This is a genomic window from Gammaproteobacteria bacterium, assembly GCA_022450155.1.
Lineage (GTDB): Bacteria > Pseudomonadota > Gammaproteobacteria > Arenicellales > UBA868 > REDSEA-S09-B13.
Window position 1 is genome coordinate 22,169 of sequence record JAKUQR010000013.1, and the last position, 14,364, is coordinate 36,532.

General features: G+C 52.7%; 10 protein-coding genes. 4 read left to right on the forward strand and 6 right to left on the reverse strand.

Annotation, left to right across the window (positions count from 1 at the left end; all coding sequences use genetic code 11):
* Position 1: 1 nt before the first annotated feature.
* Together fdhF and MK323_08940 are read right to left on the reverse strand one after the other, a co-directional pair.
* Positions 2–2,746, reverse strand: coding sequence for a formate dehydrogenase subunit alpha (gene fdhF / locus MK323_08935; protein MCH2482287.1), 2,745 nt, complete (start codon positions 2,744–2,746; stop codon positions 2–4).
* On the reverse strand, positions 2,743–4,425 hold the full coding sequence (locus MK323_08940) for an NAD(P)H-dependent oxidoreductase subunit E (GenBank protein MCH2482288.1): 1,683 nt from the start codon (positions 4,423–4,425) through the stop codon (positions 2,743–2,745). Before MK323_08940 ends, fdhF begins: the two co-directional genes overlap by 4 nt.
* A 330-nt stretch (positions 4,426–4,755) precedes the next feature.
* Between MK323_08940 and ccmA the strand changes: the two genes are divergently transcribed.
* Both ccmA and ccmB read left to right on the forward strand, forming a co-directional pair.
* A complete protein-coding gene (gene ccmA / locus MK323_08945) occupies positions 4,756–5,370 on the forward strand; it encodes a cytochrome c biogenesis heme-transporting ATPase CcmA (GenBank protein ID MCH2482289.1) in 615 nt (204 codons plus the stop codon).
* On the forward strand, positions 5,367–6,050 hold the full coding sequence (gene ccmB, locus MK323_08950) for a heme exporter protein CcmB (protein MCH2482290.1): 684 nt from the start codon (positions 5,367–5,369) through the stop codon (positions 6,048–6,050). The genes ccmA and ccmB overlap by 4 nt, the downstream gene beginning before the upstream one ends.
* Positions 6,051–6,087: 37 nt before the next feature.
* Here ccmB and ilvD read toward each other — a convergent pair whose 3' ends face one another.
* The 4 genes from ilvD to MK323_08970 form a co-directional block, all read right to left on the reverse strand.
* Positions 6,088–7,770, reverse strand: a complete 1,683-nt coding sequence (gene ilvD, locus MK323_08955) for a dihydroxy-acid dehydratase (GenBank protein MCH2482291.1) — start codon at positions 7,768–7,770, stop codon at positions 6,088–6,090.
* Positions 7,771–7,892: 122 nt separating this feature from the next.
* Positions 7,893–10,118 (reverse strand): AsmA family protein, encoded by a 2,226-nt coding sequence (locus tag MK323_08960; protein ID MCH2482292.1) that lies wholly within the window; start codon positions 10,116–10,118, stop codon positions 7,893–7,895.
* Positions 10,119–10,167: 49 nt separating this feature from the next.
* Positions 10,168–11,181: a tRNA dihydrouridine(20/20a) synthase DusA gene (gene dusA, locus MK323_08965; GenBank protein MCH2482293.1), complete on the reverse strand. Its 1,014-nt coding sequence runs from the start codon at positions 11,179–11,181 to the stop codon at positions 10,168–10,170.
* A 5-nt stretch (positions 11,182–11,186) separates the two neighbouring features.
* Complete coding sequence (locus MK323_08970; protein MCH2482294.1) at positions 11,187–11,663, reverse strand: secondary thiamine-phosphate synthase enzyme YjbQ; 477 nt, start codon at positions 11,661–11,663, stop codon at positions 11,187–11,189.
* Between MK323_08970 and gshA the strand changes: the two genes are divergently transcribed.
* Both gshA and MK323_08980 read left to right on the forward strand, forming a co-directional pair.
* On the forward strand, positions 11,662–13,218 hold the full coding sequence (gene gshA, locus MK323_08975; GenBank protein ID MCH2482295.1) for a glutamate--cysteine ligase: 1,557 nt from the start codon (positions 11,662–11,664) through the stop codon (positions 13,216–13,218). The genes MK323_08970 and gshA overlap by 2 nt on opposite strands.
* 33 nt (positions 13,219–13,251) lie before the next feature.
* On the forward strand, positions 13,252–14,358 hold the full coding sequence (locus tag MK323_08980) for a hypothetical protein (protein ID MCH2482296.1): 1,107 nt from the start codon (positions 13,252–13,254) through the stop codon (positions 14,356–14,358).
* Positions 14,359–14,364 lie beyond the last annotated feature (6 nt).

Sequence of the window (14,364 nt, forward strand, 5' to 3'; positions counted from 1 at the left end):
TTTACTTTGTAGCGGCCAGATTAACCGCGCAGTATTTTACTTCTGCTATTTTCCCGACTGGGTCTAGGGCCGCATTGGTCAGGAGATTGGCTGCAGCCTCCTGGTAGCAGAACGGAATAAATATGGATTTAGGCTGCAGACCGTCGTCTGATCGACAGGGTGCGATGATCTCACCCCGCCGGGACGAAATCTTCACGAGGTCTCCGTCTTTCATCGCGAGCGCGTTTAAATCATCCGGATGGATATAGAACACTGCTTCGGGCTCGATGGCATCGAGAACAGTCGCTCGTCGAGTCATCGCACCTGTGTGCCAGTGTTCCAACTGTCGGCCTGTGATCAATACAAAAGGGTAATCCTGGTCTGGCCTTTCATCGGCCCACCTGAGGCCAGCCGGCACAAATCGCCCACGGCCACTGGCTGTCGGGAAACTTTCTTCAAAAACCACACTCTGTCCCGGATCAGACTCCCCCTCACATGGATAGGTCACGCTGTGCTCGATTTCCAGTCGTTCCCAGGTCAGGCCGGAAATACTGGGCATTGCATCGCGCATTTCATTGAAAACTTCACGAACATCAGCATAGTGCCATTCCAGCCCCAGCCGTTTCGCGATCTGCTGAATGATCCAGAGATCCTGACGCGCATCGCCAGGTGGATCGAGCGCCTGTCGGCCCATTTGAACACGCCGGTCTGTGTTTGAAAATGTACCGGTTTTTTCCGGGAACGCCGAGGCCGGCAGAACCACATCCGCGAATGCTGCTGTTTCGGTCAGAAACAGATCCTGCAATACCAGATGTTCGAGCTTGGCCAGCGCGGCACGGGAATGGTTCAGGTCCGGGTCAGACATGGCTGGATTCTCGCCCATGATGTACATCCCCTTGATCTGTCCGGAGAGCGCGGCATCAGTGATCTCGACGACAGTCAGGCCTGGGGCAGTATCGAGTTCGACACCCCAGTAATTCGAAAACCAAGCGGATGCTTCGGGATCGTCCACACGACGATAGTCCGGGAACATCATGGGAATCAGACCGGCATCAGATGCACCCTGCACATTGTTCTGGCCGCGCAGAGGATGTAATCCTGTACCCGGGCGTCCGATATTGCCGGTCATCATAGACAACGCGATCAGGCAACGGGCGTTGTCTGTGCCGTGAACATGTTGTGATATACCCATTCCCCAGAAGATCATGGCGCGTCTCGACTGACCATAGGCGCGAGCAACGCAGCGAATCTCCTCGGCATCTATGCCACAGATCTCGGCCATATGCTCAGGGCTGAAGTCCTTAACATTTTCACGTACCAGATCAAAATCCGTGGTGCGGTCAGCGATGAACTGCTTATCAACCAGGTCTTCGTCGATAATGGTATGGATCATCGCGTTCAATAACGCCACATCGGTGTCCGGACGAAACTGCAGGTAGTGAGTGGCATGGCGTGCCAGCTGGTTTCTACGCGGGTCCATAACAATCAAGGTGGCACCTTTTTGTGCGGCATTCTTCATGAATGTCGCCGCAACCGGATGGTTCTCAGTCGGATTGGCACCGATGACAATTATGACCTCTGCCTGCTCAACATCGGCCACCTGATTGGATACAGCACCAGACCCTATTCCTTCCAACAAGGCAGCAACGGACGATGCGTGACACAACCGCGTGCAATGATCGACATGATTACTGCTAAAACCAGTGCGAACCAGTTTCTGAAACAGATAAGCTTCTTCGTTGCTACCTTTGGCCGAGCCCAATCCAGCGAGGGCATTTGGACCATTCTCTGACAATATGGTCTTGAACCCCTGAGCTGCAAAATCAAGCGCTTCATCCCAGCTAACCGGCCTGAAACTTTTCAGAGGATCAGTTGGATCAAACTGATCAGTCAGACCCTTTGCAACACCATCTCGTCGTATCAGCGGCTGAGTAATTCGGTCCGGGTGGCTGACATAGTCAAATCCATAACGCCCCTTAACACACAGCCTTCCATGATTGGCCGGTCCGTCACGACCCGTAACATACTTAATCTGTTTGTCTTTAATGTGATAAGTCAGCAGACACCCCACACCACAATAAGGGCACACTGAGTCCACGGTGGTGTCATCACTCTCCTGCGCGACGTTCCCCGATGGCATCAGAGCGCCTGTCGGGCAAGCCTGCACGCACTCACCACAGCCCACGCAAGAACTCTCGCCCAAACCGTCACCGAGGTCAAAAACAATCTCAGCGCGGGCACCCCGGTATGCCAGCCCAATTACGTCGTTGACCTGCACTTCACGACAGGCGCGCAGACAACGCGTGCATTGGATACAACTTTCAAGGTTGACAGCTATTGCGGGATGTGACTGGTCGGCGGGTGGCTGGGTTCGGCCACCAAATCGACTCTCAGACAGCCCACGACTCTCACACCAATACTCCAACTCCGAGACCGGGCTGTGGCGGGCGGGGCCCACTTCGCCCTTCAGCAGTTCCAGGACCAGCGACTGCGAGCGTAATGCTTTGTCGCTTGTCGACTGAACATTCATTCCCTCAGTCGGTTGCCGACAACATGCTGGCGCCAACACGCGTTCACCTTCAATTTCAACCATACAGGCCCGGCAATTGCCGTCAGCACGCAGTCCTTCCGAGTAGCACAGGTGGGGAATGTCAACACCACTCTTTTGTGCGACCTGGAGGATGGTTTCTTGTGGCTGGGCAGTGACCGAACGGCCGTCAAGTAAAAAGCTAATCGGCACCACTTGTTGATTCCCCGGTCTATTCATTCAGCACCCACATCCTCTGGGAAATACCGAATTACTGTACGTATTGGATTCGGCGCTGCCTGACCTAAGCCGCATATGGATGCATCTTCCATGACACAGGCCAATTCCTCAAGCAGGTCTGTATCCCACTTCGGCGACTCCATCAGGCGCTCTGCCCGATCGCAGCCTACACGACAGGGCGTACATTGACCACAGGATTCGCGCGAAAAGAATCGCATCGTATTCAGGGCCGCTTGCCTGGGACTATCCTGGTCGGACAAGATAATCACGGCAGCTGAACCGATAAAACTGCCGTGCGCCTGCAATGTATCAAAGTCGAGCGGCTCGTCACCCAGCGAAGCGGGAAGAATCCCTCCTGAAGCACCCCCGGGAAAGTAGGCACGAAATGTATGACCATCCAGCATGCCACCACAGAATTCGTCAATCAACTCTTTCACACTGATTCCGGCTGGAGCCAAGTGCACACCTGGATTATTGACACGGCCACTGACAGAAAAAGACCGTAGCCCGCGCCGGCCACGGCGGCCCTGGCCAGAAAACCAACTCGCACCACGCTCGAGTATGTCCCGAACCCAGTAGAGTGTTTCACAGTTGTGCTCAAGCGTCGGCCGACCGAAAAGACCGACTTCCGCAACGTATGGGGGCCGTAGACGTGGCATGCCGCGCTTGCCTTCGATCGACTCAATCATTGCTGATTCTTCACCGCAAATATACGCACCGGCCCCCCGCCGAAGATGGATCTCAGGCAATTTGCCATCGAGTATCGGACCCAACTCTTTAACCGCCTCCTCAAGTATCTGCAGCACGCCCGGATATTCATCACGCACATAGAGATAACAGCAGTCGATACCGATTACCTCAGCAGCGATCAGCATACCTTCAATAAATCGATGTGGATCACGCTCAAGATAGTATCGATCTTTGAATGTACCTGGCTCACCTTCATCGATATTGACGGCCATCAGTCGAGGCGCTGGCTGATCCTTCAGAATCCGCCACTTTTTCCCGGCCGGAAATCCGGCCCCACCCAGGCCACGCAGATCGGAACCGTCAAGTTCATCCAAAATATGATCGTGGCTCAGAGACCCAACTCGGCAGGCTTCATAAGTTCTATAACCGTCGCCACGCCTGTACTCCTCGACCCCGATCCAGTCAGGCTGTACTGCGATTGCCGTGCTGCCTTGCCGAATTGCATCTGATACTTGCGCGACAGTTGCCCTGGAAATAGGATTTTTCCCCACCACTGCCACGGGCGCCTCATCACAGCGGCCCACGCAGGGGACTCTCTGGACCCTGACATTATTCCCCAAATTCGCCTGAAGCGAGCTGATCAGCGCCTCTGACCCAAATAGCTCACAAGTCACTGAATCACACACTCTAACGGTCAGATCCGGCGGTATAGGCTCGCCATCGGTAACAATATCGAAATGATGGTAGAACGTGGCAACTTCGTATATTTCGGCAGGTGCAAGCTTCATCAGATCTGCCAAAGCGACGATCCGTCCGCCAGTGATATGGCCATAGCGATCCTGCAGTTGATGTAGATATTCAATCAGTAGATCGCGCTGAATCGGCATATCGCCAAGGGTCGCCAGAACGGACTGTCGATCGTCTGAATCGACCTGTCGGGTTCTGTTACGACCAAGGCGCTTTTTTCGCCGCGGGCCAGTTGCTGTCAATTTCTACAGTCACTCATAATGAGACAGCGTTCATTTCCTCTACGGCCATTTAAACAATCCAGGAATCGAGATGATAGTCTGGGTATTTCCGGCGATAATAGAGCCTGCTTCCTGTAAGGTATACCCGTATACAGGATTCCATTACCCCCCATCGGAATTCTAGATTATAAGGGTTACGCGGCAACCAATTGTAACCTTTGCGTCCGAGATTATGCATACCGACCGCGACTCATCTACCTGCTCCTGACCCATATACGGTTCCAGAATAATCCAAAGCATGATTCCAGCGATATCGATGGCTGACCTGAACATCCAGCGTGGTCCCGGCACGTGCTGACAGCCCACGACATCACGTGTGTTCGTGGACAGCGCACGCTGTTCACTCACCTGAATCTGTCTATTGATGGCGGAGAAATTCTACATATCGAGGGATCTAACGGATCTGGAAAGACCAGTCTGCTTCGAATCCTTTGTGGCACCACACAACCGGAAAATGGCACGGTATTTTGGCAATCGCAGGATATTCGCACCTGTCGTTTGGCTTATTACGAACAGCTCGCCTACGTGGGTCACAGCAACGGCATTAAACTCGAACTTAGTCCCGCTGAAAACCTGTTATGGCTAGCTGCTATCAAGGGTTTTGCTGTCGACTCCCACATCGATGAGGCCTTGAACCAAACTGGACTTTCCCTGGTTCGTGATATCCCCTGTATTCATCTTTCAGCAGGTCAACGCCGGCGAGTGGCAATTGGCTGGCTTTTCATCACCCAGGCATCGATCTGGATCCTGGATGAACCGCTGACCGCCATCGACCAAGATGGGATCGATACTGCCAAGTCCCGGTTTAACCGGCACCTGGATGACGGTGGGCTAATCGTGCTGACGGGTCATCAGCATCTACAGCTTGATGGCAGGCAGATCAAGACCCTGCACTTGTCCGCATGAATCGCACCGGGCTCTTTGCTCTTTTGGCAGCGGTTATCCGGCGCGACGTTATGATCGCAATTCGCAATCGGGTAGATGCGGCGAATTCCGTAGTGTTCTACGTCATCGTCTTCACACTGTTCCCACTTGCGATCGGTCAGGATCCAACACAGCTGCAGGCGCTTGCACCCGGGGTGATCTGGATCGCAGCTCTACTGGCTACATTACTCGGACTAGAGGGACTCTTCCGGTCGGATTTCGACGATGGCTCACTGGAACAGTTGGTTCTAACGACTGGACCTGTATCACTTCTGATTCTGGGTAAAATCCTGGCGCACTGGTGTGTTACCGGTCTCCCGCTACTGCTTGTCACCCCCCTGCTTGCACCGATGATGCAACTTAGCGGTCTTTCTACGGCAGTGCTGCTACTGACACTCTTGATCGGCACACCGATCTTAAGTCTAGTCGGCAGTGTTGGAACCGCACTGACTGTCGGTACGCGGCGCGGCGGTGTCCTATTGAGCCTGATTGTTCTGCCACTCTACGTACCTGTGTTGGTATTCGGCAGCACCGCAGTACAGAGCGCCGGACTTGGCCTACCCATTGCCGGGCAGATCTATTTATTAAGCGCGATGGCTGTTCTTGCACTGTGTCTTGCGCCAATCGCTGCGGCGGCGGCGATCAGAATCAGCCTGAACTGATTTTTTCCTGGTACTGGCGAAAGAATACTCCGAGACGCTATTCGTCGGTTACACAGCCCTCACTTGCTGTTTTGACGTTCTTGATGTACTTGTAGAGTGTGCCTCGAACCGCTTCATAAGGCGGCATTGTCCACTCTGATAATCGGCTGGCTAACTCTTCGGAACTTAAGTCAACATCGATTGCGTTTGCGACAGCATCAATGGTGATCACGTCACCATCACGCAACAAAGCTATAGGGCCGCCTTCCTGCGCTTCAGGAACCACGTGACCGATGATAAATCCATGGGAGCCACCGGAAAAGCGGCCATCGGTCATCAGGGCAACATCATCGCCCAGACCAGTTCCCATGATTGCAGATGTTGGTGTCAGCATTTCCGGCATACCCGGCCCGCCCTTGGGCCCCTCATAGCGGATAACAATGACATCACCCTTTTGTATACGGCCTTCTTCAAGGGCAGATAGCATGTCTTCCTCACAGTCAAACACACGGGCGGGACCACTGAACTGCTCACCTTCCTTACCGGTGATTTTAGCCACAGCACCACCCGGCGCCAGATTGCCTTTCAAGATTCTTATATGGCCGGTCTTTTTGATCGGTTTGGACAGCGAATGAAATATGGCCTGACCCGCTTGCAGTTCCGGTACAGTCTCAAGGTTCTTGGCAATGGTATAACCAGTTACGGTCATACAGTCACCGCTGATAAGCCCCTCGCCGAGTAAATACTTCATCACACCCGGGATACCACCAGCGTGGTGCAGATCTTCCATCACGTAGCGCCCGCTTGGCTTCAGATCAGCGAGGAACGGTATCCGATCACTTACCGCCTGGAAATCGTCAAGCGTCAGATCAACGTCCACGGAACGGGCTATAGCAATCAAATGAAGCACAGCATTTGTTGACCCCCCCAACGCAGAAACGATAACCATAGCGTTTTCAAATGCATCTCGCGTCATAATATCGCGTGGCCTGAGATCGAGTTCCATCAATCTCCTGATAGCCGAACCCACTCTGAAGCATTCTTCAGTCTTACTGGAATCTACTGCCGGATTGGATGAACTGTAAGGCAGTGACATACCCATGACCTCAATCGCACTTGCCATGGTATTGGCGGTATACATGCCGCCACAGGCGCCAGCGCCTGGACAGGCATTTCTGACGATGGCCTCACGCTCAGCGTCAGTTATTTTCTCAGCGATAAACTCTCCGTAACTCTGAAACGCTGAGACGATATCAACAACTTGTTTACCGGCAATCCCGGGTTTGATCGTGCCTCCGTAGACCATCATTGAGGGCCTATTCACTCTACCCATTGCCATCATGACGCCTGGCATATTTTTGTCGCAACCAGGCACCGTAACCAACGCGTCGTACCATTGCCCCCCCATTACAGTTTCTATGGAATCAGCGATGAGGTCCCGGGATTGAAGTGAATAACACATGCCTTCAGTACCCATCGAAATTCCATCGCTGACACCAATGGTATTGAAACGCATACCGATGAGGCCCGCTTCTTCTACACCACGTTTAATCTCCGCAGAGAGATCATTCAAATGCATATTGCAGGGATTGCCCTCCCACCAGACGCTGGCAATACCGACCTGGGCCTTGTCCATATCTTCACGCGACATGCCTATGGCATAGAGCATCGCCTGCGAAGCACCCTGGGAAGGCCGCTGCGTGATCCGAGCACTGACTTTATTGAGCTTTTCACCGCTCATAGCGTTCTCCATTCTAAGACCGAGGAAACCGGCGACCGTTGAGGAATCTGCCGGATATTCCGTTAAAGCATAACAGAAACAACGCTCACGCTTGCCTAATTATAGAGGCGCAGCTATAGATTCTATTCCGGGTCCAACACCTGTTGAAGGTTTGCAATCTGCCGTTCGAGTCGTTGGATCAGCGTTATCGTAGCCTGATCCGGTAACACGCTAGATGGCCGCGGTGAAACGCCGGTGAGCTCCTGTTCAATTTTGTATCGCACCAGTTCCTGAACGTCTAGAGTAATCTTGGGATCACCTACTGATCCTGTGATCTGAAACGGAATAACTGGAACACCCCCTAAACCGCTGTTCAGATCATCCTCAAGCGCAAGCAGAATTCTATAGTCCACAGCACCGACCGACACGGACAGTGATCCTTTACCCTCGATCCAGAATCCACGACCAGTGAGGCGTAAATCCGGGTTGTGGATGACACCGCGGTCGATTCGAATGGATGTCGAAGCCTGCTCGACGTTAAGCACAGGCAACTGTGCGCTGATCACTGCCACCAATTCGGTATCGAAATGTCCTAGAACTCGGTCGAACAGCTCTGCCGAGAGTTCTCCGTTCCGCAGGCTGACCCGGGCAGCCCCACGGGCGTTCTTAAGCAATTCAGCGCCAGTCCGCCCCTGCATCGCCAGGACAAAATTTAGATCGCCTGTTGCCTCAATTCCAGCTATGTCGTCTGCATCGCGCAGGAGTTTCCCCAGGTTGAAATCACCGACTGTTTGCCGAACAAGAATGAGTGGTGCGTCGGCACGACGATCCAGCCAAATAAATAGCTGGCCAGCGCCGCTGTAAAGCTGACCCGACAATGGAGCAATCGACAGTACTTTTCCTTTGGCGCGAATCGTCGCGATCACATGTTCTGCCTGTATCCGGTCAACCCACAGCTGCTCAACAGCGATACTTCCCGCTGCCGTCACATCTGCTGGAAGATCTGAAAGTCGTTCGACCAGTAAACCGACAAGCACACCCGCGGAGGTAATATGGAGGGAACCGTCTTCTGCTTTATCAGCCAGGAGAAGGCTGTCGGATTCCAGAGCAAACGTCCAGGCTGCTGGGTCTCCTCTGCGGTGCCTGAACCATCCCGTGACGACGGTATCGCCTGCCTTTACATTGAGATCGTCTAAAGTCAGTTGATTCTGCCGGAAACGCAACTTTCCATTCAGAGATATCGGACGAAGTCTGTTCGGCTCGAGACCCGTCAGCACAATGCCGGCGTTGTGCAAAATTGTCTGAACATTTACCGACGGTACATCAAAGTCAGCCAGAAGCTCTGGCTCTCCTCCGGCCCAGGCAGCTGACAAGTCTGCAAAGAGTTCTGCACCCAGCCAGCTCACGGCCAGTTTCGGCACAACAATGCGCTGGTTGGACAGATCGATGGTAATTGCATCAGCAGTAATACCAGGTGCGAATCGACCTATAAAACAGTCTGCGTCGAGCAGTGCTATCCTGATCTGTCGGGTGCGGGTGTCGATACTCAGATCGGCGATCTTCAGCGCGGCTTCAGCACCAGCGGCCCCGATACTCACCGCCGACTCCGCCACATGGATCCTGCCACGGTCTATGTCCACGCTAATCTCCGGCAGCCTCATACTCAACACCAATCCAGGCGTTGTCACATGACCGACAACCTCATTCAATACCACGCCTCGCGGTTGACTATGTGTAGAAGAAGACTTTGCCGATAGACGTACAGCTAAAGGCGCACGTAACTCTTCCGACAAGAGTTGAAATGAGACCTCCCGTGCGATTGTCGAGTCGGTCTCGGATCTGATCGAACGCCAAGACAGGTCAGCTAACGTCACGATCTGCTGGGTCATACGATCGTGCCAATGAACCCTGCCCGCGTATACATTCACTTGTTTAGCCGGTGCAACAGCAAGGACTCCGATATCTTGCCAGTTTGAACGTCCGTCAGTTAACCGAATAAGATCGAACCTGGGACGCTCGATCAGCAAACTCCGGACGTCAAGCTCTCCGGACAGTATCGACAACAGCCTGAATTCAAGTTCAAGCCATGGCGCGTGGAACAGGGGCTCAGCACTGAAATCAGGATTGTTGTAGACCACCACATCCTCTGCCTTCAGGGTCAGCAACAGCGAACCGGACCCACTGAACCCAAGACCTATCTCGACGTCACTCCCAATGGTGACGTTTCTTTCCGTCTGCTGCGTGATGTATGCGGCAAGGCCGCTGCGCAGCTGGTCGATATTCAGCACCAACGCTGTCAGCGCTATGGTAAGGGCCAGGAGCAACAGCAAAGCCGATACACCCAAAACGGGGATTTTCTTTTGTATCATGATCCAACCTGTACGGAGCTCGCGATGGAAACGACAGAACTCAACGTATCTATGCCACGTGCTGCATTTTCTGCTGAACTATACGTTCGGCCGCCTCGATGACCTCCAGGCCGGCACCGTATCGAACTGCATGCTCGCTCAGATACCGACGCCAGGCCCGGGCACCCACCTGCCCCGAAAAAAGTCCCAGGATATGTCGGGACATGTGTTTAAGCTGAGTACCAGACTCAATTTCACGAGCTACATAGGATTTGTACTGGTCCAGCACCTGCCAGCGCGTCAGTGGCGGATTTGTTGTACCGAACAGCTGTCCATCAACATCGGCGAGTGAGAAAGGATTTTGATAGGCCTCTCGTCCGACCATTACACCGTCGACGTGCTTTAGATGAGAGTGAGCCGCTTCAATACTACAGATTCCGCCATTAACAATAATCTCAAGATCAGAATAGTTCTGCTTCAGCCGATACACCATGTTGTAGTGCAGCGGAGGCACTTCGCGGTTCTTTTTGGGACTCAGACCGGTCAGCCAGGCCTTACGGGCATGAACAATGAATGTACGGCAACCACCATCTACCAGTGTGGTAACAAACGATTCGAGATCATCATAACTGTCTCGGTCATCAATGCCTATGCGGCATTTGATGGTGACAGGAATGCGGACCGTTGACGCCATAGCACTGAAACAGTCACTCACCAGTTCTGGTTCCGCCATCAGGCATGCACCAAAACGGCCAGACTGGACACGCGGACTCGGACAGCCCACATTCATATTGATTTCATTGAACCCCGCTGCTTCACCGAACCGTGCACAAAGGGCCATCTCACGCGGATCGCTACCCCCCAGTTGCAACCCGAGCGGATACTCGGCAGCGCTGTGTACAAGTAAACGGTTGCGATCACCATGTAACAGCGCTGCTGCAGAGATCATCTCCGTATACAACATCGCTTGATGCGTTATCAAGCGCAGAAAATAACGTTCATGCCGGTCAGTCCAATCCATCATGGGTGCAACACTGTAACGGCGGGCTGCGACCACGTTCTGGCTGGCAGGGATTGAGCTCATTCGATTCATACAGTTCCGATCTGACCCTGGATAGTCAGAACCAAGCGACGTTTACGGCCTTTATACCGGTGCTCCCACAGATAAACACCTTGCCACACACCAAGACCCAGCCGGAACTCAAGCACTGGCAAAGTCAGGAAACTTCCGGTCAAAACCGAACGAAGATGGGCCGGCATGTCGTCAGGTCCTTCGCTGGTATGCCGGTAGGCCGGGTCGCCATCTGGAATGAGACGCTGCATAAAGTGCTCCAAGTCTACCTGTACCGCCGGGTCAGCATTTTCTGATAGCAACAAAGATGCACTGGTGTGCTGCAAGAAAATGTGGCATAACCCTGTCTGCATATCTGATCGGGCGACAGACTCGTCAATCAAACTTGTAAGGTCACGAATCTCCCGACCAACCGTATCGACCTCGACTGTCTCCTGATACCAGTCGCCAGGCTTCTGCCCCGGCTGTAATCGCTGCCCTGGATAAGATTCCATGACCCAAACGCTAACACGGACTCTGAGAAAGATCGAGCAGGCAGGTGCTGCCAACAGCCTGCTCAGCATGCGCCGAGGGCTGGAAAAAGAAAGTCTTCGCGTAAATCAGGGAGGCATCATTTCTCAGCGGCCACACCCATCTCACCTGGGCTCAGCCCTGACCCATCCTTACATTACTACGGATTACTCGGAGGCCTTGCTTGAACTCATTACCCCCCCACATCTGAACACGGAATCACTGCTGCAGGAAATGACCGACTTTCATCAATTTGCCTACCGTAATCTCGGAGATGAATTGTTATGGGTTAACAGTATGCCGTGCATACTGCATGGGGACGACAGTATTTCCATCGCCAATTACGGAACATCTAATGTCGGCCGCATGAAGACTATTTATCGAATCGGTCTGTCTCACCGTTATGGCAAGTTGATGCAGACCATTGCTGGCATTCATTTCAATTTCTCAATTGGCGATGATTTCTGGCGCAGCTGGCGGACAATGTGTGGCTCAACTGTGCCACTACGGGAATTCAAGTCCGAGGGCTACCTCGGTGTTGTACGCAACGTGTACCGCTATGGCTGGCTTATATCCTACCTGTTCGGTGCATCACCCGCGGTCTGCCAAACATTCCTCGACGGCAGAGATCACCATCTGGAACTCTTGGGTGAGTCCAGTTATTACCTCCCATACGCAACCAGTCTGCGTTTGAGTGATCTTGGCTATCGGAGTGACGCTCAGGCAGCTATTAGAATTAACCTGGATAGCACAGATGCGTATATTGAGTCACTGATTCGGGCAACGACTGAGTCCTACCCCCCTTATGAGGAGATCGGCCTTCGGGTTGATGGTGAATACAGGCAACTGAACACCAACCTGCTACAGATTGAAAACGAATATTACGCATCGGTACGCCCCAAGCGAACCATTCAAACCGGTGAAAAACCAACTTATGCAATCAGGGAGCGCGGTGTTGAATATATTGAGCTGCGAAGTATAGACCTCAACCCTTTTCTGCCCATTGGCATTGACCATTCACAAATTCTCTTCCTCGATCTTTTTCTGCTTTATTGTTTGCTCTTAGATAGTCCACCAATGTCTAATACTGAACAGCAGGATTGCCATACCACCGTGAAACAAGTTGTCGAAAGAGGTCGTGATCCCGATCTCTCCCTGGCCATCGGGAATCAGAAACTAACCGAATTGGGTAGCAGCATTATGAGTCAATTTGAAATATTGGCTGAATTTCTCGACCAGCATGGCGGCCAGGGTTACAGCAATACGCTACGTAAACAGCAGGACAAATTCAACGACTCAAGCCTCACTCCTTCAGCCCAGGTTCTTGAAGCCATGCAGAAATACGACAATAACTTTTTCAATTTTGCACTGGCACAGGCTGGCAAGACCAGAGAACACTTTAAGAACCTGGACCTTCCCGCGAATCAACTCAACCAGATGTCACAGGATGCCATAGACTCTATCGACCGCCAGCGGGCAATGGAACAAGCAGACCGCATCGGATTTAACAAGTTTCTGGAGCACTATTTCAATCAATAACAGGGCAGCTGGTCGATTCAACTGGTTTAGGGTGTGGTAGGAGAAAATAGCTTTCGCTCAGTCGCCTTATTCGTGACTTCTCATGGATTTGGTCACGCCTCCCGTGCTTGTGCAGTAGCCAAAGCCCTGACCAATATTAGACCAGAAGTGCGCTTTGAAATCTTCTCCTCCATCCCTCCGTGGTATTTCTCCCGCACGCTCGATGACTTTCGATTTCATCAACTGAATTGCGATATCGGCTTGGTCCAACATGATGCACTGAGTACAGATATTCCCACTACTCTGAAAGCACTGGCCGACGAAATACCATTCAAGACCACGCAAATCACGGCTCTGGCCAACAAACTGGCCGATACACACTGTGAACTCGTCATCTGCGACATTGCACCGATTGGTATAGCAGCCGCACGGGCGGCTGGCCTACCCAGCGTTCTGATCGAGAACTTCACTTGGGATTGGATCTACAGATCACTTGCGGAGACGCATCCGGCATTCCTGACATACGCTGATGTACTGGAGCATGTCTTTGCCAATGCCCAGGTTCATATCCAAGCAGCACCGGTGTGTAATCCGGCGAGTAGCGCGATTCATGTTAACCCGATTGCCCGCTCCCCACGGCAGAACAGGGACAGTACCCGAAAGGCACTGGGACTACAAAGACAAACATCGATGGTGTTCCTGACTATGGGCGGTGTGCCTCAGGAATATCCTTTCACGAGTAGGCTCCACCAAGAGTTCGCTACTATAGACTTCGTGATTGCCGGCATTGGAGAAAAACAACAATGGGTGGCACCGAATATCCTTCTCCTTCCCGCCAACAGCGAACACTATCACCCCGATTTGATCAATGCTGCCGATGCTGTAATCGGCAAGGCAGGTTACAGCACCATCGCTGAGATCTACTACAACCAGGTGCGATTTGGCTATTTTGTGCGGCAAGATTATCCTGAAATGCAGGCACTGGTAAATTTTCTCCAGCACAACACGGACGGATTTGCGCTATCAGTACAAGACTACATGTCCGGCGACTGGCTCAGCGAACTGGAGAATTTGCTGGCTATCCGGCCTGTCTGTCGCCAACAGACTGTCAACGGCAGTTCACAGGTCGCTCAGCTGATTTCAGGGCAACTGTCGATCTGAATCGAC

Excerpts from the sequence above, each read along its gene's own strand:
- ilvD (MCH2482291.1), bottom strand. The coding sequence starts at position 7,770 with ATGAGCGGTGAAAAGCTCAATAAAGTCAGTGCTCGGATCACGCAGCGG.
- MK323_08960 (MCH2482292.1), bottom strand. The coding sequence starts at position 10,118 with ATGATACAAAAGAAAATCCCCGTTTTGGGTGTATCGGCTTTGCTGTTG.
- gshA (MCH2482295.1), top strand. The coding sequence starts at position 11,662 with ATGACCCAAACGCTAACACGGACTCTGAGAAAGATCGAGCAGGCAGGT.
- fdhF (MCH2482287.1), bottom strand. The coding sequence starts at position 2,746 with ATGAATAGACCGGGGAATCAACAAGTGGTGCCGATTAGCTTTTTACTT.
- ccmB (MCH2482290.1), top strand. The coding sequence starts at position 5,367 with ATGAATCGCACCGGGCTCTTTGCTCTTTTGGCAGCGGTTATCCGGCGC.
- dusA (MCH2482293.1), bottom strand. The coding sequence starts at position 11,181 with ATGAGCTCAATCCCTGCCAGCCAGAACGTGGTCGCAGCCCGCCGTTAC.
- MK323_08970 (MCH2482294.1), bottom strand. The coding sequence starts at position 11,663 with ATGGAATCTTATCCAGGGCAGCGATTACAGCCGGGGCAGAAGCCTGGC.